This is a genomic window from Streptomyces sp. TP-A0356 (genome assembly GCF_001417775.1).
GTDB lineage: Bacteria > Actinomycetota > Actinomycetes > Streptomycetales > Streptomycetaceae > Streptomyces.
On the sequence record NZ_BBZJ01000025.1, the window covers coordinates 136,153 to 156,664 of the forward strand.

The 20,512-nt window shown below is 70.9% G+C and carries 18 protein-coding genes; all 18 read left to right on the forward strand.

The window, feature by feature from the left end; all coding sequences use genetic code 11:
- Positions 1-147 precede the first annotated feature (147 nt).
- On the forward strand, positions 148-1,989 hold the full coding sequence (locus ASC56_RS26955; protein WP_055494155.1) for a DUF5941 domain-containing protein: 1,842 nt from the start codon (positions 148-150) through the stop codon (positions 1,987-1,989).
- On the forward strand, positions 1,986-2,738 hold the full coding sequence (locus ASC56_RS26960) for a sugar phosphate nucleotidyltransferase (protein ID WP_055494156.1): 753 nt from the start codon (positions 1,986-1,988) through the stop codon (positions 2,736-2,738). Before ASC56_RS26955 ends, ASC56_RS26960 begins: the two co-directional genes overlap by 4 nt.
- Positions 2,726-3,787: an iron-containing alcohol dehydrogenase family protein gene (locus ASC56_RS26965; RefSeq protein ID WP_055494157.1), complete on the forward strand. Its 1,062-nt coding sequence runs from the start codon at positions 2,726-2,728 to the stop codon at positions 3,785-3,787. Before ASC56_RS26960 ends, ASC56_RS26965 begins: the two co-directional genes overlap by 13 nt.
- Entirely contained in the window at positions 3,765-4,544 is a 780-nt protein-coding gene (locus ASC56_RS26970; protein ID WP_079102734.1) for a CDP-alcohol phosphatidyltransferase family protein, read from the forward strand. Before ASC56_RS26965 ends, ASC56_RS26970 begins: the two co-directional genes overlap by 23 nt.
- Complete coding sequence (locus tag ASC56_RS26975; RefSeq protein WP_055494159.1) at positions 4,541-5,425, forward strand: glycosyltransferase family 2 protein; 885 nt, start codon at positions 4,541-4,543, stop codon at positions 5,423-5,425. Before ASC56_RS26970 ends, ASC56_RS26975 begins: the two co-directional genes overlap by 4 nt.
- Positions 5,426-5,528: 103 nt before the next feature.
- Positions 5,529-6,458: an ABC transporter permease gene (locus tag ASC56_RS26980; RefSeq protein WP_055494160.1), complete on the forward strand. Its 930-nt coding sequence runs from the start codon at positions 5,529-5,531 to the stop codon at positions 6,456-6,458.
- Complete coding sequence (locus tag ASC56_RS26985; protein WP_055494161.1) at positions 6,451-7,239, forward strand: ABC transporter ATP-binding protein; 789 nt, start codon at positions 6,451-6,453, stop codon at positions 7,237-7,239. The genes ASC56_RS26980 and ASC56_RS26985 overlap by 8 nt, the downstream gene beginning before the upstream one ends.
- 330 nt (positions 7,240-7,569) lie before the next feature.
- Entirely contained in the window at positions 7,570-8,502 is a 933-nt protein-coding gene (gene hpnC, locus ASC56_RS26990; protein WP_371330296.1) for a squalene synthase HpnC, read from the forward strand.
- Positions 8,499-9,449 (forward strand): presqualene diphosphate synthase HpnD, encoded by a 951-nt coding sequence (gene hpnD, locus ASC56_RS26995; protein ID WP_055494162.1) that lies wholly within the window; start codon positions 8,499-8,501, stop codon positions 9,447-9,449. Before hpnC ends, hpnD begins: the two co-directional genes overlap by 4 nt.
- Positions 9,449-9,589 (forward strand): DUF6380 family protein, encoded by a 141-nt coding sequence (locus ASC56_RS43185; protein WP_371330297.1) that lies wholly within the window; start codon positions 9,449-9,451, stop codon positions 9,587-9,589. The genes hpnD and ASC56_RS43185 overlap by 1 nt, the downstream gene beginning before the upstream one ends.
- On the forward strand, positions 9,586-11,013 hold the full coding sequence (gene hpnE, locus ASC56_RS27000) for a hydroxysqualene dehydroxylase HpnE (protein WP_055494163.1): 1,428 nt from the start codon (positions 9,586-9,588) through the stop codon (positions 11,011-11,013). Before ASC56_RS43185 ends, hpnE begins: the two co-directional genes overlap by 4 nt.
- Entirely contained in the window at positions 11,010-12,140 is a 1,131-nt protein-coding gene (locus ASC56_RS27005; RefSeq protein ID WP_079102716.1) for a polyprenyl synthetase family protein, read from the forward strand. The genes hpnE and ASC56_RS27005 overlap by 4 nt, the downstream gene beginning before the upstream one ends.
- Before the next feature lie 154 nt (positions 12,141-12,294).
- A complete protein-coding gene (gene shc, locus ASC56_RS27010; protein WP_055494165.1) occupies positions 12,295-14,298 on the forward strand; it encodes a squalene--hopene cyclase in 2,004 nt (667 codons plus the stop codon).
- The gene (locus ASC56_RS27015) at positions 14,295-14,936 is read left to right on the forward strand and encodes a 1-hydroxy-2-methyl-2-butenyl 4-diphosphate reductase (RefSeq protein ID WP_055494166.1); all 642 of its coding nucleotides are present in this window, start codon (positions 14,295-14,297) and stop codon (positions 14,934-14,936) included. Before shc ends, ASC56_RS27015 begins: the two co-directional genes overlap by 4 nt.
- A 5-nt stretch (positions 14,937-14,941) precedes the next feature.
- Positions 14,942-15,982: an adenosyl-hopene transferase HpnH gene (gene hpnH, locus ASC56_RS27020; protein WP_055494167.1), complete on the forward strand. Its 1,041-nt coding sequence runs from the start codon at positions 14,942-14,944 to the stop codon at positions 15,980-15,982.
- A gap of 4 nt (positions 15,983-15,986) precedes the next feature.
- Positions 15,987-17,144, forward strand: a complete 1,158-nt coding sequence (gene ispG / locus ASC56_RS27025) for a flavodoxin-dependent (E)-4-hydroxy-3-methylbut-2-enyl-diphosphate synthase (protein WP_055494168.1) — start codon at positions 15,987-15,989, stop codon at positions 17,142-17,144.
- A gap of 29 nt (positions 17,145-17,173) precedes the next feature.
- Positions 17,174-19,084, forward strand: a complete 1,911-nt coding sequence (gene dxs, locus ASC56_RS27030; protein ID WP_055494169.1) for a 1-deoxy-D-xylulose-5-phosphate synthase — start codon at positions 17,174-17,176, stop codon at positions 19,082-19,084.
- Positions 19,081-20,478: an aspartate aminotransferase family protein gene (locus tag ASC56_RS27035; protein ID WP_055494170.1), complete on the forward strand. Its 1,398-nt coding sequence runs from the start codon at positions 19,081-19,083 to the stop codon at positions 20,476-20,478. Before dxs ends, ASC56_RS27035 begins: the two co-directional genes overlap by 4 nt.
- Positions 20,479-20,512: the final 34 nt, after the last annotated feature.

A 20,512-nucleotide genomic window follows, 5' to 3' on the forward strand; every position in this document is an offset into this window, starting at 1 on the left:
GTTGATCAGCCCATGAACGGCCGGTGAACACCGGCTTCCAGGCATCCGATAACCTCTGCCGACATGCCGCTCGGCCCCTGCCCCGGGCGCCCCACACCACACATATGTCCGACGCCCGTAGCGTCGGGCCCCAGGGAGTGAGTTCGTCTGTCGACCGCCATCCTCACCGGTCAGCCGGTCCCCGGATCGTCGCTCGAGGGCGATCTGCGGTCGCTCGGCTTCGACGTGCGGGTCGCCACCGACGCCGGTGACGCCGAGACACTCCTCGCCGCCGTGCCCGAGAACCAGCGGGTCGCGGTCGTCGACGCCCGCTTCGTGGGCCATCTGCACGCGCTGCGCCTCGGCCTGACCGACCCCCGCTTCCCGGCCGCCGCCGTGCCCGGCGCCGTCACCGCCCAGCCCGCCGCCCGCCGGGCACTCACCCGCGCCCTCGCCCGCGAGAGCTCGGCGGCCGGCGCGGGCTCCCCCGGGCCGGAAGGGGGCGCCGCCTCCGCCGTCGAGACCGGCACGCTCGCCGAGCGCGTGACCGCCGCCCTCGACGCCGACGGCGTCCCGGTGCACCGCCCCGAACTCGGCACGCTGGTCGCCGCCGTCCCCACCGACCCCCAGGCCCGCAACGAGGCCCGCCAGGCGGTCGCCGCCGTCGACGACGAGGCCGTGCGCCTGCGCAGCGCCGTCAAGGCTCGTGACGGGTTCTTCACCACGCACTTCATCAGCCCGTACTCGCGCTACATCGCCCGCTGGTGCGCCCACCGCGGCCTCACGCCCAACCAGGTCACCACCGCCTCGCTGCTCACCGCCCTGACGGCGGCGGGCTGCGCGGCCACGGGCACCCGCGCCGGTTTCGTCGCGGCGGGCGTCCTGCTGCTCGTCTCCTTCGTCCTGGACTGCACCGACGGGCAGCTCGCCCGCTACTCGCTGCAGTACTCCACGCTCGGCGCCTGGCTCGACGCCACCTTCGACCGTGCCAAGGAGTACGCCTACTACGCGGGCCTCGCCCTCGGCGCGGCCCGTGGTGGTGACGACGTCTGGGCCCTGGCCCTCGGCGCGATGGTCCTGCAGACCTGCCGGCACGTGGTCGACTTCGCCTTCAACGAGGCGAACGCAGGGGATCCCGCCGCGACCGCGAACACCAGCCCCACCGCGGCCCTCTCGGACCGCCTCGACAGCGTCGGCTGGACGGTCTGGGTGCGCCGGATGATCGTCCTGCCGATCGGTGAGCGCTGGGCGATGATCGCCGTCCTGACCGCGGCCACCACCCCGCGCATCACCTTCTGCGCGCTGCTCATCGGCTGTGCCTTCGCCGCGACCTACACGACCGCGGGCCGCGTACTGCGTTCGCTGACCCGCAAGGCCCAGCGAAGCGACCGCGCCGCTCAGGCCCTGGCCGACCTCGCGGACAGCGGGCCCCTCGTCGAGCTGCTGCGGCGCGCCGCCCGCGGTACCTTCCGCCGCACGGCCCCCTATGTCGCCCTCGCGGGCGCCGTCCTCGTCGTCGGCTCGGCCCTGCTGTGGGGCGCCGGCTGGGGGACCGTCCTGTGCGCCGTCGGCTACGCGGTGGCCTCCGCCATCGCCGTCGCCCGCCCTCTCGAAGGAGCCCTGGACTGGCTTGTCCCGCCCTTCTTCCGGGCCGCCGAATACAGCACCGTGCTGGTGCTCGCCGCCCAATCCGGGGTGAACGGAGTGCTTCCGGCGGCTTTCGGGCTGGTGGCGGCGGTCGCCTACCATCACTACGACACGGTGTACCGCATCCGCGGCGACGCCGGCGCGCCGCCGCACTGGCTGGTGCGCGCCGTCGGGGGGCACGAAGGCCGGACGCTGCTGGTCTCGGTCCTGGCCGCGGTGCTCACCGCGGGACAGTTCAAGGTCGCGCTCACGGTCCTCGCCGGATACGTGGCCCTCGTGGTGCTCGCCGAGAGCATCCGCTTCTGGGTGGCCGCCCACCAGGGTGGCGCGCCCGCCGTACACGATGAAGGAGAACCTGCATGATCGGCCTCGTGCTGGCGGCCGGCGCCGGACGGCGTCTGCGCCCCTACACCGACACCCTGCCCAAGGCTCTGGTGCCGGTGGGGCCCGCGGGCATGGAGGACAGCCTGACGGTCCTGGACCTCACCCTCGGCAACTTCGCCGAGATCGGCCTGACCGAGGCCGCGATCATCGTGGGCTACCGCAAGGAGGCCGTCTACGAGCGCAAGGCGGCGCTCGAGCAGAAGTACGGCCTCCAGCTCACCCTCATCGACAACGACAAGGCCGAGGAGTGGAACAACGCCTACTCCCTGTGGTGCGGCCGTGACGCCCTCAAGGACGGCGTGATCCTCGCCAACGGCGACACCGTCCACCCGGTCTCCGTCGAGAAGACGCTGCTCGCCGCGCGCGGCGACGGCAAGAAGATCATCCTCGCCCTCGACACCGTGAAGAACCTCGCCGACGAGGAGATGAAGGTCGTCGTGGACCCCGGCAAGGGTGTCCAGAAGATCACCAAGCTCATGGAGCCGTCGGAGGCGACCGGCGAGTACATCGGCGTCACCCTCATCGAGGGCGAGGCCGCCGCGGACCTGGCCGACGCCCTGAAGACGGTGTGGGAGACCGACCCGCAGCAGTTCTACGAGCACGGCTACCAGGAGCTCGTCAACCGCGGTTTCAAGATCGACGTGGCGCCGATCGGCGACGTCCAGTGGGTCGAGATCGACAACCACGACGACCTCGCCCGGGGACGGGAGATCGCGTGCCGGTACTGACGAGGCTCATCCCCTCGCCGGTCGTCGTCGACATCCGCCCGGGTGCCATCGACGACCTGGCGTACGTGCTCGCGGACGAGCGCATCTCGCACTCGGGCAAGCTGGCCGTCGCGGTGAGCGGCGGCTCGGGCGCCCGGCTGCGCGAGCGGCTCGCCCCCAGCCTGCCCGGCGCCACCTGGTACGAGGTCGGCGGCGGCACGCTGGACGACGCGGTCCGGCTGGCCGGCGACATGAGGGCCGGACACTACGACGCGCTCGTGGGCCTGGGCGGCGGCAAGATCATCGACTGCGCGAAGTTCGCCGCGGCGCGCGTCGGGCTGCCGCTGGTCGCCGTGCCCACGAACCTCGCGCACGACGGCCTGTGCTCGCCGGTCGCGACCCTCGACAACGACGCCGGCCGTGGCTCGTACGGCGTGCCGAACCCGATCGCGGTCGTCATCGACCTGGACGTCATCCGCGAGGCCCCCGCGCGCTTCGTGCGCGCGGGTATCGGCGACGCCGTCTCCAACATCTCCGCGATCGCGGACTGGGAGCTGGCCAACCGCGTGAAGGGCGAGAAGATCGACGGCCTCGCCGCGGCGATGGCCCGGCAGGCCGGTGAGGCGGTGCTGCGCCACCCCGGCGGCATCGGCGACAACGCCTTCCTCCAGGTGCTGGCCGAGGCGCTGGTCCTCAGCGGTATCGCCATGTCGGTGTCGGGCGACTCCCGCCCGTCCTCCGGCGCGTGCCACGAGATCAACCACGCCTTCGACCTGCTGTTCCCCAGGCGCGCGGCCGCCCATGGCGAGCAGTGCGGTCTGGGCGCCGCCTTCGCGATGTATCTGCGCGGCGCGCACGAGGAGTCGGCGTACATCGCCCAGGTGCTGCGCCGGCACGGGCTGCCCGTGCTGCCGGAGGAGATCGGCTTCACGGTGGACGAGTTCGTCCAGGCCGTGGAGTTCGCACCGCAGACCCGGCCCGGCCGCTACACGATCCTCGAACACCTCGACCTGAAGACCCACCAGATCAAGGACGCATACGCCGACTATGTCAAGGCCATCGGTAGCTGAACTCCGCCCCGTCGTTCACCCCGCAGGGGTGAAGGACCGGCGCAGCGGGGAGCACTGGGCGGGACGCCTCTACATGCGGGAGATCTCGCTGCGGGTGGACCGCTACCTGGTGAACACCCGGATCACGCCCAACCAGCTGACCTACCTGATGACCGTCTTCGGCGTCCTGGCCGCCCCGGCCCTGCTGGTGCCGGGTGTGGCGGGCGCGGTGCTCGGCGTGGTGATGGTCCAGCTCTACCTGCTCCTGGACTGCGTGGACGGTGAGATCGCCCGCTGGAAGAAGCAGTACTCGCTCGCCGGGGTGTATCTCGACCGGGTCGGCGCCTACCTGTGCGACGCCGCGGTCCTGGTCGGCTTCGGCCTGCGCGCCGCGGACCTGTGGGGCCCCGGGCGGATCGACTGGCTGTGGGCCTTCCTCGGCACCCTCGCCGCCCTCGGCGCCGTCCTGATCAAGGCCGAGACCGATCTCGTGGGTGTCGCCCGTCACCAGGCCGGGCTGCCGCCGGTCAAGGAGGCGGCGTCCGAGCCGCGCTCCTCCGGCATGGCGCTGGCCCGCAGAGCCGCCGCGGCCCTGAAGTTCCACCGGCTCGTCCTCGGAATCGAGGCGTCCCTGCTGATCCTGGTCCTGGCGATCCTGGACGCGGTCCGGGGCGACCTGTTCTTCTCCCGGCTCGGCGTCGCTGTGCTGGCCGGCATCGCCCTGTTGCAGACGGCCCTCCACCTGGTGTCCATCCTGGCCTCCAGCAGGCTGAGGTGAGCGGCGCCCTCACGGTCGGGGCGGTCGTCATCACCATGGGCAACCGCCCCGCCGAACTGCGTGCCCTCCTCGACTCGGTCGCCAAGCAGGACGGCGACCGAGTCGAGGTGGTCGTGGTCGGCAACGGTTCGCCCGTCCCCGACGTACCCGACGGCGTGCGCACGGTGGAACTGCCCGAGAACCTCGGCATCCCAGGCGGGCGCAACGTCGGCGTCGAGGCCTTCGGGCCCGGCGGCACCGACGTCGACATCCTCCTCTTCCTGGACGACGACGGCCTCCTCGCCCGCGCCGACACCGCCGAGCTGTGCCGCCGCGCGTTCGCCGCCGACCCGGACCTCGGCATCATCAGCTTCCGTATCGCCGACCCCGCCACCGGCGAGACCCAGCGCCGCCATGTGCCGCGGCTGCGCGCCTCCGACCCGATGCGCTCCTCCCGGGTCACCACCTTCCTGGGCGGCGCCAACGCCGTCCGTACGAAGGTCTTCGCCGAGGTCGGCGGCCTGCCGGACGAGTTCTTCTACGCCCATGAGGAGACCGACCTGGCGTGGCGGGCGCTGGACGCCGGCTGGATGATCGACTACCGGTCGGACATGGTGCTGTACCACCCCACGACCGCCCCTTCCCGGCACGCGGTCTACCACCGCATGGTCGCCCGCAACCGGGTCTGGCTGGCCCGCCGCAACCTCCCCGCCCTCCTCGTCCCGGTCTACCTGGGCGTCTGGATGCTCCTGACGCTGCTGCGCCGCCCCTCGGGGGCCGCCCTGAAGGCGTGGTTCGGCGGGTTCAGGGAAGGCTGGACGACTCCGTGCGGTCCCCGGCGCCCCATGAAGTGGCGTACCGTGTGGCGGCTGACCCGACTGGGCCGGCCTCCGGTCATCTGAGAAGCTCGACAGTCGGGAGCACCACGCGGGCGGGACCCACGAACCGGCTCTCGCCCGTCCCCGAGCAGGCCGCGCATCCCGAAGACGGAGAGTATTCCGACCCGTGAGTGAGACAACGCATGACGCCGGCGTCGCCGTGAGCGCCCGACCGCCGTCCGATGACGGGCTGACCCCGGCCGAGCTGGCCGCCAAGTACGGGCTCTCGGTCAGCGGTGCCCGGCCCGGTCTCGTCGAGTACGTCCGCCAGCTGTGGGGACGTCGTCACTTCATCCTGGCCTTCTCGCAGGCGAAGCTCACCGCCCAGTACAGTCAGGCCAAGCTCGGCCAGGTGTGGCAGGTCGCCACCCCGCTGCTGAACGCGCTGGTGTACTACTTCATCTTCGGGCTGATCCTCAAGGCCAGCCGGGGCATGCCGCACGGCACGTACATCCCGTTCCTGGTGACCGGCGTCTTCGTCTTCACCTTCACCCAGAGCTCGATCATGGCGGGCGTCCGCGCGATCTCCGGCAACCTGGGCCTGGTGCGCGCCCTGCACTTCCCGCGCGCCTCACTGCCCATCTCGTTCGCGCTGCAGCAGCTCCAGCAGCTGCTCTTCTCGATGATCGTGCTGTTCGCCGTGGCGGTGGGCTTCGGCAGCTATCCGAGCCTGACCTGGCTGCTGATCATCCCGGCCCTGGTACTGCAGTTCCTCTTCAACACCGGTCTCGCGCTGATCGTGGCACGGATGGGCGCCAGGACCCCGGACCTCGCCCAGCTGATGCCGTTCATCCTGCGCACCTGGATGTACGTGTCCGGCGTCATGTTCTCCATCCACAACATGCTCGTCGGTCGCCCCGAGTGGGTCATCCGCGCGTTGCAGGTGAACCCGGCCGCCATCTACATGGACCTCATGCGCTTCGCTCTCATCGAGCACTACGGCGCCTCGAACCTGCCGCCGCATGTCTGGGCCATCGCGCTGTTCTGGGCCGTCGTCGTGTTCGCGGGCGGGTTCGTGTACTTCTGGAAGGCGGAGGAGCGGTACGGCCGTGGCTGAGCAGAACACCGGGGCCGGCGTGCCCACCGTCGTCGCGGACGAGCTGCACATCGTCTACCGGGTCAACGGCGCCAAGAGCGGCAAGGGCAGCGCGACCGCCGCCCTCAGCCGCATGCTCGGGCGAGGCTCCGACGACGCCGCACGGGGCGTGCGCAAGGTGCACGCGGTCAGGGGCGTCTCGTTCGTCGCCTACCGCGGCGAGGCCATCGGGCTGATCGGCTCCAACGGCTCGGGCAAGTCCACGCTGCTGCGTGCCATCGCGGGCCTGCTGCCCGCCGAGAAGGGCAAGGTCTACACCGACGGCCAGCCCTCACTGCTCGGCGTGAACGCGGCCCTGATGAACGACCTCACGGGCGAGCGCAACGTCATCCTGGGCGGCCTCGCGATGGGCATGTCCCGCGAGCAGATCAAGGAGCGCTACCAGGAGATCGTCGACTTCTCCGGCATCAACGAGAAGGGCGACTTCATCACGCTGCCGATGCGCACGTACTCCTCGGGCATGGCGGCGCGGCTGCGGTTCTCCATCGCGGCGGCCAAGGACCACGACGTCCTGATGATCGACGAGGCGCTCGCCACCGGTGACCGCGCCTTCCAGAAGCGGTCCGAGGACCGCATCAGGGAGCTGCGCAAGCACGCCGGCACGGTGTTTCTGGTCAGTCACAACAACAAGTCGATCCGGGACACCTGCGACCGCGTCCTGTGGCTGGAGCGCGGCGAGCTGCGGATGGACGGTCCGACCGAAGAGGTCCTCAAGGAGTACGAGAAGTTCACGGGCAAGTAGCCCGTTCCCGCCCGGGGCCCCGCCGGACCGTCCGGCGGGGCCCGGCGTCTGCAAAGGAAAGGCCAACTCTGTTTGGTCTTAGGAATCTTGACGCCAATCGGTGTGTTGTTGTGATGCGCAGGACACCCCGCGGAAGCTCGCTGCGTTGTACAACGTAAGCTGTACCGGTGCTGATTCGCGGCAAGTGGGGCGATAATGCCCTACACCCCCACACCTGCCGCGCTGCGCGGACAGTCGAGCGGCGTGTCCGAAATAGGATGTATTGGGTCGGCGGTGTAGAACGGGAGATGTGACGGCAATGGCTACGGAAAGTCTCCAGCTCCGCGAGGCATGTGCCGTCTCCGCGTCGGGTGGCGAGCGGTGACCCAAGCCGGGACGGCCCGCACCGGCGACCCGGAGCGTGGCACCCTCGACAAGGCCGCGGACGAGAACTTCCCCGTGGCGCCGTTCTTCCTGCCCAGGGTCTGGCGTGCCGATCTGATGGCGGTCTACGGCTTCGCCCGGCTGGTCGACGACATCGGCGACGGCGACCTCGCCCCCGGCGGCGCCGACGCCCGCGCCCTCGGCGTGTCGGCCAAGGAGGCCGAGGACCGGCTGCTCCTCCTGGACGCCTTCGAGGCCGACCTGCACCGGGTCTTCGACTCGACGCCCCGTCACCCCCTCCTGCGCCGTCTGCAGCCGACGGTCCGGCGCGCCGGCCTCACCCGCGAGCCGTTCCTCGGTCTGATCGCGGCCAACCGTCAGGACCAGCTCGTCAAGCGGTACGAGACGTACGACGACCTTCTCGCGTACTGCGAGCTGTCCGCCAACCCGGTCGGCCGTCTCGTCCTGGCCGTCACCGGTACCGCCACCCCCGAGCGCATCCGCCGCTCCGACGCCATCTGTACGGCGCTGCAGATCGTCGAGCACCTCCAGGACGTCGCCGAGGACCTCGGCCGCGACCGCATCTATCTGCCCGCCGAGGACATGAAGCGCTTTCATGTCCAGGAGACGGATCTCGCCACGCACACAGCAGGCGCATCGGTGCGCGCGCTGGTTGCGTACGAAGCACAACGCGCCCGCGATCTCCTGAATGAAGGCGCCCCCCTCGTGGGTAGCGTCCACGGCAGGCTGAGGCTGCTGCTCGCGGGCTTCGTGGCGGGAGGGAGGGCGGCGGTCCACGCGATCGCCGCCGCCGAATACGACGTACTTCCCGGCCCCCTCAAGCCCGGCAAGCTCCGGTTGCTGCGCGAGGTGGGCGTGACTCTGCGAGGAGAGGGGTGATCCGGACCGTGGAGTCGGAACAGCGCGTGTCCCCACCGGTACTCGCCGCGTACAGCTACTGCGAGGCCGTGACCGGGCAGCAGGCCCGTAATTTCGCGTACGGCATCAGACTCCTGCCGACGCCCAAGCGCCGTGCGATGTCGGCGCTCTACGCGTTCTCCCGGCGGGTCGACGACATCGGCGACGGCGCGCTGACCGCCGACGTCAAGACGGCCAGGCTGGAGGAGACCCGGGCGGTGCTCGCCCGCGTCCGGGGCCAAGAGGTGGCCGAGGACGACACCGACCCGGTCGCGGTGGCCCTCGCCCATGCCGCCCGGCACTTCCCGATCCCGCTCAGCGGCCTCGACGAGCTCATCGACGGCGTCCTCATGGACGTGCACGGTGAGACCTATGAGACCTGGGACGATCTGAAGGTCTACTGCCGCTGTGTGGCGGGGGCCATCGGACGGCTCTCGCTCGGCGTGTTCGGCACGGAACCGGGGGCGCGCGGCGCCGAGCGCGCGCCGGAGTACGCCGACACGCTCGGGCTCGCACTGCAACTCACCAACATCCTCCGGGACATCCGCGAGGACGCCGAGGGTGGCCGTGTCTATCTGCCCGGCGACGACCTCGCCAAGTTCGGCTGCTCGGCCGGGTTCCACGGGCCCACCCCGCCCGAGGGCTCCGACTTCCCGGGCCTCGTGCACTTCGAAGTGCGTCGGGCCCGTGCCCTCTTCGCCGAGGGCTACCGGCTGCTGCCCATGCTCGACCGGCGCAGCGGCGCCTGCGTCGCAGCCATGGCGGGCATCTACCGCCGGCTCCTGGACCGCATCGAGCGCGAGCCGGAGGCGGTGCTGCGCGGCCGGGTCTCGCTGCCGGGCCGGGAGAAGGCGTACGTCGCCGTGCGCGGCCTCTCGGGTCTCGACGCCCGGAACGTGTCCCGGCGGACCGTCAGGAGGCGTGCCTGATGGACAATCCGGTCCAAGGTGACTCCATCGGCGAAAAGCGGCAGGCAACCCTCCGGTGCGGCGCGGCGTCCCTGACTGCGACGGCGCGCCGTGCATCGTTCACACACGACGGCGGACCGGCAGGGGAGGACGCACCATGAGCGACGGCACTCAGCCGGAGGGCCCGGCCGCGGACACCCCGGGCCGACCCGGGACGTCCGCCGTGGTGGTCGGCGCGGGGCTCGCCGGGATCACGGCCGCACTGGCGCTCGCCGACGCCGGGGTGCGCGTCACCCTGCTGGAGGGGCGCCCGCGCCTGGGCGGGCTCGCCTTCTCCTTCCACCGGGGCGAGCTGACCGTCGACAACGGCCAGCATGTCTATCTGCGCTGCTGCACCGCGTACCGTTGGTTCCTCGATCGCATCGACGGAGCCTCGCTCGCACCCTTGCAGGATCGTCTCGACGTGCCCGTTCTCGATGCCAACGGCAGTCCGGGACGACGGCTCGGCAGACTTCGGCGCGACGCCCTGCCCGTACCCCTGCATCTCGGGCGCAGCCTGGCCACCTACCCGCATCTCTCACTCGCCGAACGCGCCCGAGTCGGGCGTGCCGCACTGGCGCTCCGAGCACTGGACCTCACGGATCCCGCGCTCGATACGCAGGACTTCGGCAGCTGGCTGGCCGCACACGGTCAGTCGGCGCGTGCCGTCGAGGCACTGTGGGACCTGGTCGGGGTCGCCACCCTCAACGCGGTGGCCGGCGACGCTTCGCTCGGGCTCGCCGCGATGGTGTTCAAGACGGGTCTGCTGTCCGACCCGGGCGCGGCCGACATCGGCTGGGCCCGCGTACCCCTGGGCGAACTGCACGACCGGCTGGCCCGCAAGGCGCTCGACTCCGCGGGCGTCCGCACCGAGATCCGTACTCGCGTCACCTCCATCTCCCCCAACGGAAACGGAAGCTGGAGCGTTCAGGTTCCCGGCGAGCGCATCGAGGCCGACGCGGTCGTCCTCGCCGTACCCCAGCGCGAGGCCCACGATCTGCTGCCCGCCGGGGCCCTCGACGCGCCCGGGCGGTTGCTTCGGATCGGTACCGCTCCGATCCTCAACGTCCATGTCGTGTACGACCGCAGGGTGCTCGGGCGGCCCTTCTTCGCCGCACTGGGCTCCCCGGTGCAGTGGGTCTTCGACCGCACCGAGGCCTCCGGGCTGCGCGAGGGCCAGTACCTCGCGCTGTCGCAGTCGGCCGCCCAGGACGAGATCGACGAACCCGTCGCCGTGCTCCGCGAGCGCTATCTGCCGGAGCTGGAGCGGCTGTTGCCCGGCGCCCGCGGCGCCGGGGTGAAGGACTTCTTCGTGACCCGGGAGCGCACGGCGACGTTCGCCCCCACCCCCGGCGTCGGGCGGCTGCGGCCCGGCGCCCGCACCAAGGCCCCCGGCCTCTACCTGGCCGGAGCGTGGACCGCCACCGGGTGGCCCGCGACCATGGAGAGTGCGGTCCGCAGTGGTGTCGGTGCGGCGGGCGCCGCGCTGAGCGCCCTGGGCCGGTCCGGCGCCCACCTCCCCGACCTCTTCGAGGAGGCGGCATGAGCGTCGATCCGCACCGAACAGGCCCCCGCACCCCCGGTATCGCAACAAGAGGAGAGACTGTGCCCACTGTGCCCCCGGCCGAGACGGCTGCCGACGCGGTGGACGTGTCCGCGCTTCTGGAGCGCGGCCGCACCCTGGCCACCCCGGTACTGCGGGCGGCCGTCGACCGCCTGGCGCCGCCCATGGACACCGTCGCCGCCTACCACTTCGGCTGGATCGACGCTCAGGGCAACCCCGCGGACGGCGACGGCGGCAAGGCCGTGCGCCCCGCGCTGGCCCTGCTCTCCGCGCAGGCCGCGGGCCGGGATCCCGAGGTCGGCGTGCCCGGCGCGGTCGCGGTGGAGCTGGTGCACAACTTCTCCCTGCTGCACGACGACCTCATGGACGGCGACGAACAGCGTCGTCACCGCGACACGGTCTGGAAGGTGCACGGGCCCGCGCAGGCCATCCTCGTCGGTGACGCCCTGTTCGCGCTGGCCAACGAGGTCCTGCTGGAGCTCGGCACCGTCGAGGCCGGACGCGCCGCCCGGCGCCTGACCACCGCCACGCGCGCCCTCATCGACGGTCAGGCCCAGGACATCTCCTACGAGCACCGGGAACGCGTCAGCGTCGCGGAGTGCCTGGAGATGGAGGGGAACAAGACCGGCGCCCTGCTCGCCTGCGCCTCCTCCATCGGCGCGGTCCTGGGCGGCGCGGACGACCGCACCGCCGACACCCTGGAGAGGTACGGCTATCACCTCGGCCTGGCCTTCCAGGCCGTCGACGACCTCCTCGGCATCTGGGGCGACCCGGAGGCCACCGGCAAGCAGACCTGGAGCGATCTGCGTCAGCGCAAGAAGTCCCTGCCGGTCGTGACCGCGCTGGCGGCGGGCGGACCCGCTTCCGAGCGGCTGGGCGAGATCCTCGCCGAGGACGCCAAGAGCAGCGACTTCGAGAACTTCTCCGAGGAGGAGTTCGCCGCGCGGGCCGCGCTCATCGAGGAGGCGGGCGGCCGCGAGTGGACCGCCCAGGAGGCGCGTCGCCAGCACACGATCGCCGTCGAAGCCCTGGACTCCGTCCCGATGCCCCCACGGGTGCGCGCGCAGTTCACGGCGCTCGCCGACTTCGTCGTCGTACGAAAGAGATGATCGCCATCGCTCGCATACACCTCGCGTAGTCGCCGACCGGTGCCGCCCCAAGCTCTCGGCTTCGCCTGAGCAGGGGAACTCCCCACGCGGACACGCACCGGCCGACGGCGGACCCACAGCAGCACGACTCGCACGACTGCACGAAGGGGAAGCCATGACAGCGACGACCGACGGAAGCACCGGGGCCCTGCCACCCCGAGCCGCCTCGGCCAGCGAAACCAGCGCACCGCTCCCGGAGGCGGCCGGGACGGTCGGCCCTCGAGACGCCGCCGAGCGCGCCATACGGCGCGCCAGGGACTTCCTGCTGTCCCGGCAGGACGCCCAGGGCTGGTGGAAGGGCGACCTCGAGACGAACGTCACGATGGACGCCGAGGATCTGCTGCTCCGTCAGTTCCTGGGCATCCGCGACGAGAAGACCACCCGCGCCGCCGCCCTGTTCATCCGCGGCGAGCAGCGCGAGGACGGCACCTGGACGACCTTCTACGGCGGCCCCGGCGAACTGTCCGCCACCATCGAGGCGTACGTCGCCCTGCGTCTGGCCGGCGACGCGCCGGACGAGCCGCACATGGCGAAGGCGTCCGCGTGGGTCCGCGAGCAGGGCGGCATCGCCGCCTCCCGCGTCTTCACCCGGATCTGGCTCGCCCTGTTCGGCTGGTGGAAATGGGAGGACCTGCCGGAACTGCCGCCGGAGCTCATCTACTTCCCGAAGTGGGTGCCGCTGAACATCTACGACTTCGGGTGCTGGGCGCGGCAGACCATCGTGCCGCTGACCATCGTCTCGGCCAAGCGCCCGGTGCGCCCCGCGCCGTTCCCGCTCGACGAACTGCACACCGACGCGAGCGACCCCAACCCGGCCAAGGACCCGGCCCCCATGGTGAGTTGGGACGGCGTCTTCCAGCGGCTCGACAAGGCCCTGCACCAGTTCCGCAAGGTCGCCCCGCGCCGGCTGCGCACGGCGGCGATGCACACCGCCGCCCGCTGGATCATCGAACGGCAGGAGAACGACGGCTGCTGGGGCGGCATCCAGCCGCCCGCGGTCTACTCGATCATCGCCCTGCACCTGCTCGGCTACGACCTCCAGCACCCCGTGATGCGCGAGGGGATCGCCTCGCTGGACCGTTTCGCCGTATGGCGTGAGGACGGTGCCCGCATGATCGAGGCCTGTCAGTCCCCGGTGTGGGACACCTGCCTCGCGACCATCGCGCTCGCCGACGCGGGCGTGCCCGCCGACCACCCGCAGCTGGTGAAGGCCGCGGACTGGATGCTGGGCGAGCAGATCGTCCGGCCCGGCGACTGGTCCGTCAGACGTCCCGGGCTTCCGCCGGGCGGCTGGGCCTTCGAGTTCCACAACGACAACTACCCCGACATCGACGACACCGCCGAGGTCGTCCTCGCGCTGCGCCGCGTCAAGCACCACGACCCGGACCGGGTCGAGCAGGCCATCGGGCGCGGGGTGCGCTGGAACCTCGGCATGCAGTCCAAGAACGGCGCCTGGGGCGCCTTCGACGTCGACAACACCAGCCCGTTCCCCAACCGGCTGCCGTTCTGCGACTTCGGCGAGGTCATCGACCCGCCGTCCGCCGACGTCACCGCGCACGTCGTGGAGATGCTCGCGGTCGAGGGCCTCTCCCACGACCCGCGCACCCGCCGGGGCATCGAGTGGCTGCTGGCCGAACAGGAACCCGACGGCTCGTGGTTCGGGCGCTGGGGCGTCAACTACGTGTACGGCACGGGCTCGGTGGTGCCCGCGCTGGTCGCGGCGGGAATCCCCGGTGCGCACCCGGCGATCCGCCGGGCCGTATCCTGGCTGGAGCGCGTACAGAACGACGACGGCGGCTGGGGCGAGGACCTGCGCTCCTACCGGTACGTCAAGGAGTGGAGCGGCCGGGGCGCCTCCACCGCCTCCCAGACGGCCTGGGCGCTGCTCGCACTGCTGGCCGCGGGGGAGAGCGAGTCCAAGGCCGTTGAGGGCGGCGTCGAGTTCCTCGCCCGGACCCAGAACGAGGACGGCTCCTGGGACGAGCCGTACTTCACCGGCACCGGCTTCCCCTGGGACTTCTCCATCAACTACCACCTCTACCGGCAGGTATTCCCGCTCACCGCGCTCGGCCGCTATGTGCACGGCGAGCCGTTCGCCGGGGCCAAGGCGAGCCGATGAGCAGACAGCCCGACCAGGCCCCGCTGGTGATCGCCTGCGCGCTCGGCATCGAGCGCCTCGCCCTGCGCAGCGGCGACCGCAGCGGCGCCGAGGGGCCCCTCATCGTACTCCGTACGGGTATGGGGCCCCGGGCGGCCGAACGCTCGCTCACCCGGGCGCTCACCGACCCCGGCCTCGCCGGGGCGGCCGTCCTCGCCACGGGCTTCTGCGCGGGGCTCGCACCCGGGATGCACCCCGGTGACCTGGTCGTCGCCGAGGAGACCCGGGACCCGCGCGGCACCACCCCGTGCACGGACACCGACCTGCTCGTCAAGGCCCTCCAGCGCGCCGTCCGGGGGCGCGCCGTCCACACCGGACCGCTCACCGGCTCCGACCATGTCGTCCGTGGTCAGGAGCGGTCCGAACTGCGCGCGACCGGCGCCATCGCGGTCGACATGGAATCCGCGGCCACCCTCCACAGCGCCATGCGTACCGGCGAGCGCCCGGTTGCGGCCGTCCGGGTGGTCGTGGACGCTCCAGAACATGAACTCGTCCGAATCGGCACCTTGCGCGGTGGAATATCAGCCTTCCGTGTCCTACGTGCCGTCCTTCCAGCTTTCTTCGAATGGCACCGTTCCTTGCTGCTCCCCAGGAGGTGACCCAGATGGCCATGCCGCTGCGCCAGACCATCAAGGTGGCGACGTATCTCTTCGAACAGAAGTTGCGCAGGCGGGACAAGTTTCCGCTCATCGTCGAGCTGGAACCCCTCTTCGCCTGCAACCTGAAGTGTGAGGGCTGCGGCAAGATCCAGCACCCGGCGGGAGTGCTCAAGCAGCGCATGCCGGTGGCGCAGGCCGTGGGAGCGGTTCTGGAGTCCGGTGCGCCGATGGTGTCGATCGCCGGCGGCGAGCCGCTGATGCATCCGCAGATCGACGAGATCGTACGGCAGTTGGTGGCGCGCGGGAAGTACGTCTTCCTGTGCACCAACGCCATGCTGCTGCGCAAGAAGATGGACGACTTCACGCCGTCGCCGTACTTCGCGTTCGCCGTGCACATCGACGGCCTGCGTGAGCGGCACGACGAGTCCGTGGCGAAGGAGGGGGTGTTCGACGAGGCCGTGGAGGCGATCAAGGAGGCCAAGCGGCGCGGCTTCCGGGTCACCACCAACTCGACCTTCTTCAACACGGACACCCCGCAGACCGTCATCGAGGTGCTCAACTTCCTCAATGACGACCTGAAGGTCGACGAGATGATGATCTCGCCCGCCTACGCCTACGAGAAGGCGCCCGACCAGGAGCACTTCCTGGGAGTGGAGCAGACCCGCGAGCTGTTCAAGAAGGCCTTCGCGGGCGGCAACCGCCGCCGCTGGCGGCTCAACCACTCGCCCCTCTTCCTGGACTTCCTGGAGGGCAAGGTCGATTTCCCGTGCACGGCCTGGGCGATCCCGAACTACTCGCTCTTCGGCTGGCAGCGGCCCTGCTATCTGATGAGCGACGGGTACGTGCCGACGTACCGGGAGCTGATCGAGAAGACCGACTGGGACAAGTACGGCCGCGGCAAGGACCCGCGCTGCGCCAACTGCATGGCGCACTGCGGCTACGAGCCCACCGCCGTCATGGCCACCATGGGCTCCCTCAAGGAGTCCCTGCGGGCCATGCGCGAGACCGTCTCGGGGAACTCGGCGAACTCCGGAAGCAACGGGTGACGCCATGACCGCCGTTCCCTTGGGCGTCCCCGAGGTACCGGTCCGGCCGATCGCCGCGCGGCGCGTCGCGCGGCAGATCCACGTCGGGCCGGTGGCGGTCGGGGGCGGGGCCCCGGTGTCGGTGCAGTCGATGACGACGACCCGTACGTCGGACATCGGCGCCACCTTGCAGCAGATCGCCGAACTCACCGCGGCCGGCTGCCAGATCGTCCGCGTCGCCTGCCCCACGCAGGACGACGCGGACGCCCTCGCCACGATCGCGCGCAAGTCGCAGATCCCCGTGATCGCGGACATCCACTTCCAGCCCAAGTACGTCTTCGCGGCGATCGAGGCGGGGTGTGCGGCCGTCCGGGTGAATCCCGGCAACATCAAGCAGTTCGACGACAAGGTCAAGGAGATCGCGCGGGCCGCCAAGGACCACGGCACCCCGATCCGGATCGGGGTGAACGCCGGCTCGCTGGACGGACGGCTCCTGAAGAAGTACGGCCGGGCGACGCCCGAGGCGCTCGTGGAGTCGGCGCTGTGGGAGGCGTCGCTGTTCGAGGAGCACGACTTCCGGGACATCAAGATCTCGGTCAAGCACAACGACCCGGTCGTGATGGTCAACGCCTACCGCCAGCTGGCCGAGAAGTGCGACTATCCGCTGCACCTGGGCGTCACGGAGGCCGGACCCGCCTTCCAGGGCACGATCAAGTCGGCCGTGGCCTTCGGCGCGCTGCTGTCGGAGGGCATCGGTGACACGATCCGTGTGTCGCTCTCCGCGCCCCCCGTCGAGGAGGTCAAGGTCGGCATCCAGATCCTGGAGTCCCTGGGCCTTCGGCAGCGGCGCCTGGAGATCGTCTCGTGCCCGTCGTGCGGGCGCGCCCAGGTCGACGTCTACAGGCTGGCCGACGAGGTCACGGCCGGTCTCTCCGGCATGGAGGTGCCCCTGCGGGTCGCCGTCATGGGCTGCGTGGTCAACGGTCCGGGGGAGGCGCGGGAGGCGGACCTGGGGGTCGCCTCCGGCAACGGCAAGGGGCAGATCTTCGTCAGGGGCGAGGTCATCAAGACCGTGCCCGAGTCGAAGATCGTGGAGACCCTCATCGAGGAGGCGATGAAGATCGCCGAGCAGATGGAGAGGGACGGCGTCGGGTCCGGAGAACCGGCCGTCACCGTGAGCTGAACAGCACGGACCGACAGGGGGCACCCGACGTGACCATTCTGGAGAACATCCGGGGACCGCGCGACCTCAAGGCGCTGTCCCAGGTGCAGCTACGTCAACTGGCCGAGGAGATCAGGGAGTTCCTGGTCCACGCGGTCGCCAGGACCGGCGGTCATCTGGGGCCCAATCTGGGGGTGGTGGAGCTCTCCATCGCACTCCACCGGGCCTTCGAGTCACCGGTCGACCGCATCCTGTGGGACACCGGTCACCAGAGCTATGTCCACAAGCTGCTCACCGGGCGTCAGGACTTCTCGAAGCTGCGCGGCAAGGGGGGCCTGTCCGGCTATCCGTCGCGCGAGGAGTCCGAGCACGACGTCATCGAGAACAGCCATGCGTCCACCGCGCTCGGCTGGGCCGACGGGCTCGCCAAGGCCCGCCAGGTGCAGGGGGAGAAGGGCCATGTGGTCGCCGTCATCGGCGACGGCGCGCTGACCGGCGGGATGGCGTGGGAGGCGCTCAACAACATCGCCGCCGCCAAGGACCGCCCACTGATCATCGTCGTCAACGACAACGAACGCTCGTACGCGCCCACCATCGGCGGCCTCGCCAACCACCTCGCCACCCTGCGCACGACGGACGGCTACGAGAAGGTCCTGGCCTGGGGCAAGGAGGTGCTGCAGCGCACACCCGTCATCGGCAACACCCTCTACGAGGCCCTGCACGGAGCGAAGAAGGGCTTCAAGGACGCGTTCGCGCCGCAGGGTCTGTTCGAGGACCTGGGCCTGAAGTACGTCGGCCCGATCGACGGACACGACATCCGGGCCGTCGAGTCGGCGCTGCGCCGCGCCAAGCGCTTCCACGGCCCGGTGCTGATCCACTGCCTCACCGAGAAGGGCCGCGGCTACGAGCCCGCGCTCGCCCACGAGGAGGACCACTTCCACACCGTCGGTGTGATGGACCCGCTCACCTGCGAGCCCCTGGTGCCGGCCGACAGTCCGTCGTGGACCTCCGTCTTCGGCGACGAGATCGTGCGGATCGGCGAGGAGCGCGAGGACGTCGTGGCGATCACGGCGGCCATGCTGCACCCCGTGGGCCTCACCCGGTTCGCGGAGCGGTTCCCGGACCGGGTGTGGGACGTCGGGATAGCGGAGCAGCACGCGGCGGTCTCCGCGGCCGGCCTCGCGACCGGCGGACTGCACCCGGTGGTCGCCGTCTACGCGACCTTCCTCAACCGCGCCTTCGACCAGCTCCTCATGGACGTGGCCCTGCACCGCTGCGGCGTCACGTTCGTCCTTGACCGGGCGGGGGTCACGGGCGTCGACGGCGCGTCGCACAACGGCATGTGGGACATGTCGGTGCTGCAGGTCGTGCCGGGCCTCAGGATCGCCGCGCCACGCGACGCCGACCAGTTGCGGGCGCAGCTGCGGGAAGCGGTCGCGGTCGACGACGCGCCGACCCTGGTCCGGTTCCCGAAGGAGTCGGTGGGCCCGGTGATCCCGGCGGTGGACCGGGTGGGCGGCCTGGACGTGCTGCACCGCGCCGACCGGCCCGAGGTGCTCCTCGTCGCCGTCGGAGTCATGGCACCCGTCTGCCTCCAGGCCGCCGAGCTGCTGGAGGCGCGTGGCATCGGCTGCACGGTCGTCGACCCGCGCTGGGTCAAGCCCGTCGACCCCTCGCTGCCGGGGCTGGCCGCCGAGCACCGGCTGGTCGCGGTCGTCGAGGACAACAGCCGATCCGCCGGAGTCGGCTCCGCGGTCGCGCTGGCGCTCGGCGATGCCGACGTCGACGTACCCGTACGGCGGTTGGGGATCCCGGAGCAGTTCCTCGCGCACGCCAAGCGGAGTGAGGTGCTCGCCGACATCGGCCTCACCCCCGTCGAGGTGGCGGGACGGATCAGCGCCTGCCTGGCCGCCCGGGACGCGCTGTCGAACGACGAGGCCGCCAAGGAGAAGCAGGAATGACCAGTCCTTCCGGGAACGGGGAGTTCGACCTCGGCGCGCTCCTGGCCGAGCGCGGGGCCGAGCGCTACGAGCTGCACTCCAGGTACCTCAACCACCAGCTCCCGCGCATGCTCCACACCATCGGCTTCGACAAGGTCTACGAGCGGGCCGAGGGCGCCCACTTCTGGGACGCGGACGGCAACGACTATCTGGACATGCTCGCCGGGTTCGGGGTGATGGGGCTGGGCCGCCACCACCCCGTGGTCCGCAAGGCGCTGCACGACGTCCTGGACGCACAGCTCGCCGATCTCACCCGCTTCGACTGCCAGCCGCTGCCCGGGCTGCTGGCGGAGCGGCTGCTCGCCCACAGCCCCCATCTGGACCGGGTGTTCTTCGGCAACAGTGGGACGGAGGCGGTCGAGACCGCGCTGAAGTTCGCCCGGTACGCCACCGGCAGACCGCGGATCCTGTACTGCACCCACGCCTTCCACGGGCTGACCACCGGCTCGCTGTCCGTGAACGGCGAGTCCGGGTTCCGTGACGGCTTCGCCCCCCTGCTGCCCGACACGGCGGTCCCGCTCGGCGATCTCGACGCCCTGGCCCGGGAGCTGAAGAAGGGAGACGTGGCGGCACTCGTCGTCGAGCCGATCCAGGGCAAGGGTGTCCACGAGGCCCCGCCGGGCTATCTGCACGCCGCCCAGGAGCTGCTGCGCCGGCACAAGGCGTTGCTGATCGCGGACGAGGTGCAGACCGGCCTCGGCCGCACCGGGGACTTCTACGCCCACCAGCACGAGAGCGGCGTGGAACCGGATCTGGTCTGCGTGGCGAAGGCGCTCTCCGGCGGCTATGTGCCGGTCGGCGCCACCCTGGGCAAGGAGTGGATCTTCAAGAAGGTCTACTCGTCCATGGACCGGGTGCTCGTGCACTCGGCGAGCTTCGGGTCCAACGCGCAGGCGATGGCGGCCGGGCTCGCCACCCTCTCCGTGATGGAGAACGAGCAGATCGTCGCGAACGCGCGCGCCGTCGGGGAGCAGCTGAAGTCCCGGCTGACGGCGCTGATCGACAAGTACGAGATGCTCAGCGACGTACGTGGCCGGGGCCTGATGATCGGCATTGAGTTCGGCCGGCCGACCTCCCTGAAGCTGCGCGGACGGTGGACCATGCTCCAGGCGGCCCGCAAGGGTCTGTTCGCGCAGATGGTCGTCGTCCCGCTGCTGCAACGGCATCGGATCCTCACCCAGGTCTCCGGTGACCACCTGGAGGTGATCAAGCTGATTCCGCCGCTGATCATCGGTGAGCAGGACGTCGACCGCTTCGTGGATGCCTTCACCGCGGTCATGGACGACGCGCACGGTGGCGGGCTGGTGTGGGAGTTCGGGAAGACGCTGATCAAGCAGGCGGTGGCGAACCGGTAGCCTCAGGAGCTTTGCCTCTGAGGCAATGAATTTG

What these genes read in the sequence shown, in the direction of transcription:
- hpnE (WP_055494163.1), top strand. Translation starts at nt 9,586, where the DNA reads ATGAGCGACGGCACTCAGCCGGAGGGCCCGGCCGCGGACACCCCGGGC.
- ASC56_RS26970 (WP_079102734.1), top strand. Translation starts at nt 3,765, where the DNA reads ATGTCAAGGCCATCGGTAGCTGAACTCCGCCCCGTCGTTCACCCCGCA.
- ASC56_RS27035 (WP_055494170.1), top strand. Translation starts at nt 19,081, where the DNA reads ATGACCAGTCCTTCCGGGAACGGGGAGTTCGACCTCGGCGCGCTCCTG.
- ispG (WP_055494168.1), top strand. Translation starts at nt 15,987, where the DNA reads ATGACCGCCGTTCCCTTGGGCGTCCCCGAGGTACCGGTCCGGCCGATC.
- hpnC (WP_371330296.1), top strand. Translation starts at nt 7,570, where the DNA reads ATGTGCCGTCTCCGCGTCGGGTGGCGAGCGGTGACCCAAGCCGGGACG.
- ASC56_RS43185 (WP_371330297.1), top strand. Translation starts at nt 9,449, where the DNA reads ATGGACAATCCGGTCCAAGGTGACTCCATCGGCGAAAAGCGGCAGGCA.
- ASC56_RS27005 (WP_079102716.1), top strand. Translation starts at nt 11,010, where the DNA reads ATGAGCGTCGATCCGCACCGAACAGGCCCCCGCACCCCCGGTATCGCA.
- shc (WP_055494165.1), top strand. Translation starts at nt 12,295, where the DNA reads ATGACAGCGACGACCGACGGAAGCACCGGGGCCCTGCCACCCCGAGCC.
- hpnH (WP_055494167.1), top strand. Translation starts at nt 14,942, where the DNA reads ATGGCCATGCCGCTGCGCCAGACCATCAAGGTGGCGACGTATCTCTTC.
- ASC56_RS26960 (WP_055494156.1), top strand. Translation starts at nt 1,986, where the DNA reads ATGATCGGCCTCGTGCTGGCGGCCGGCGCCGGACGGCGTCTGCGCCCC.
- ASC56_RS27015 (WP_055494166.1), top strand. Translation starts at nt 14,295, where the DNA reads ATGAGCAGACAGCCCGACCAGGCCCCGCTGGTGATCGCCTGCGCGCTC.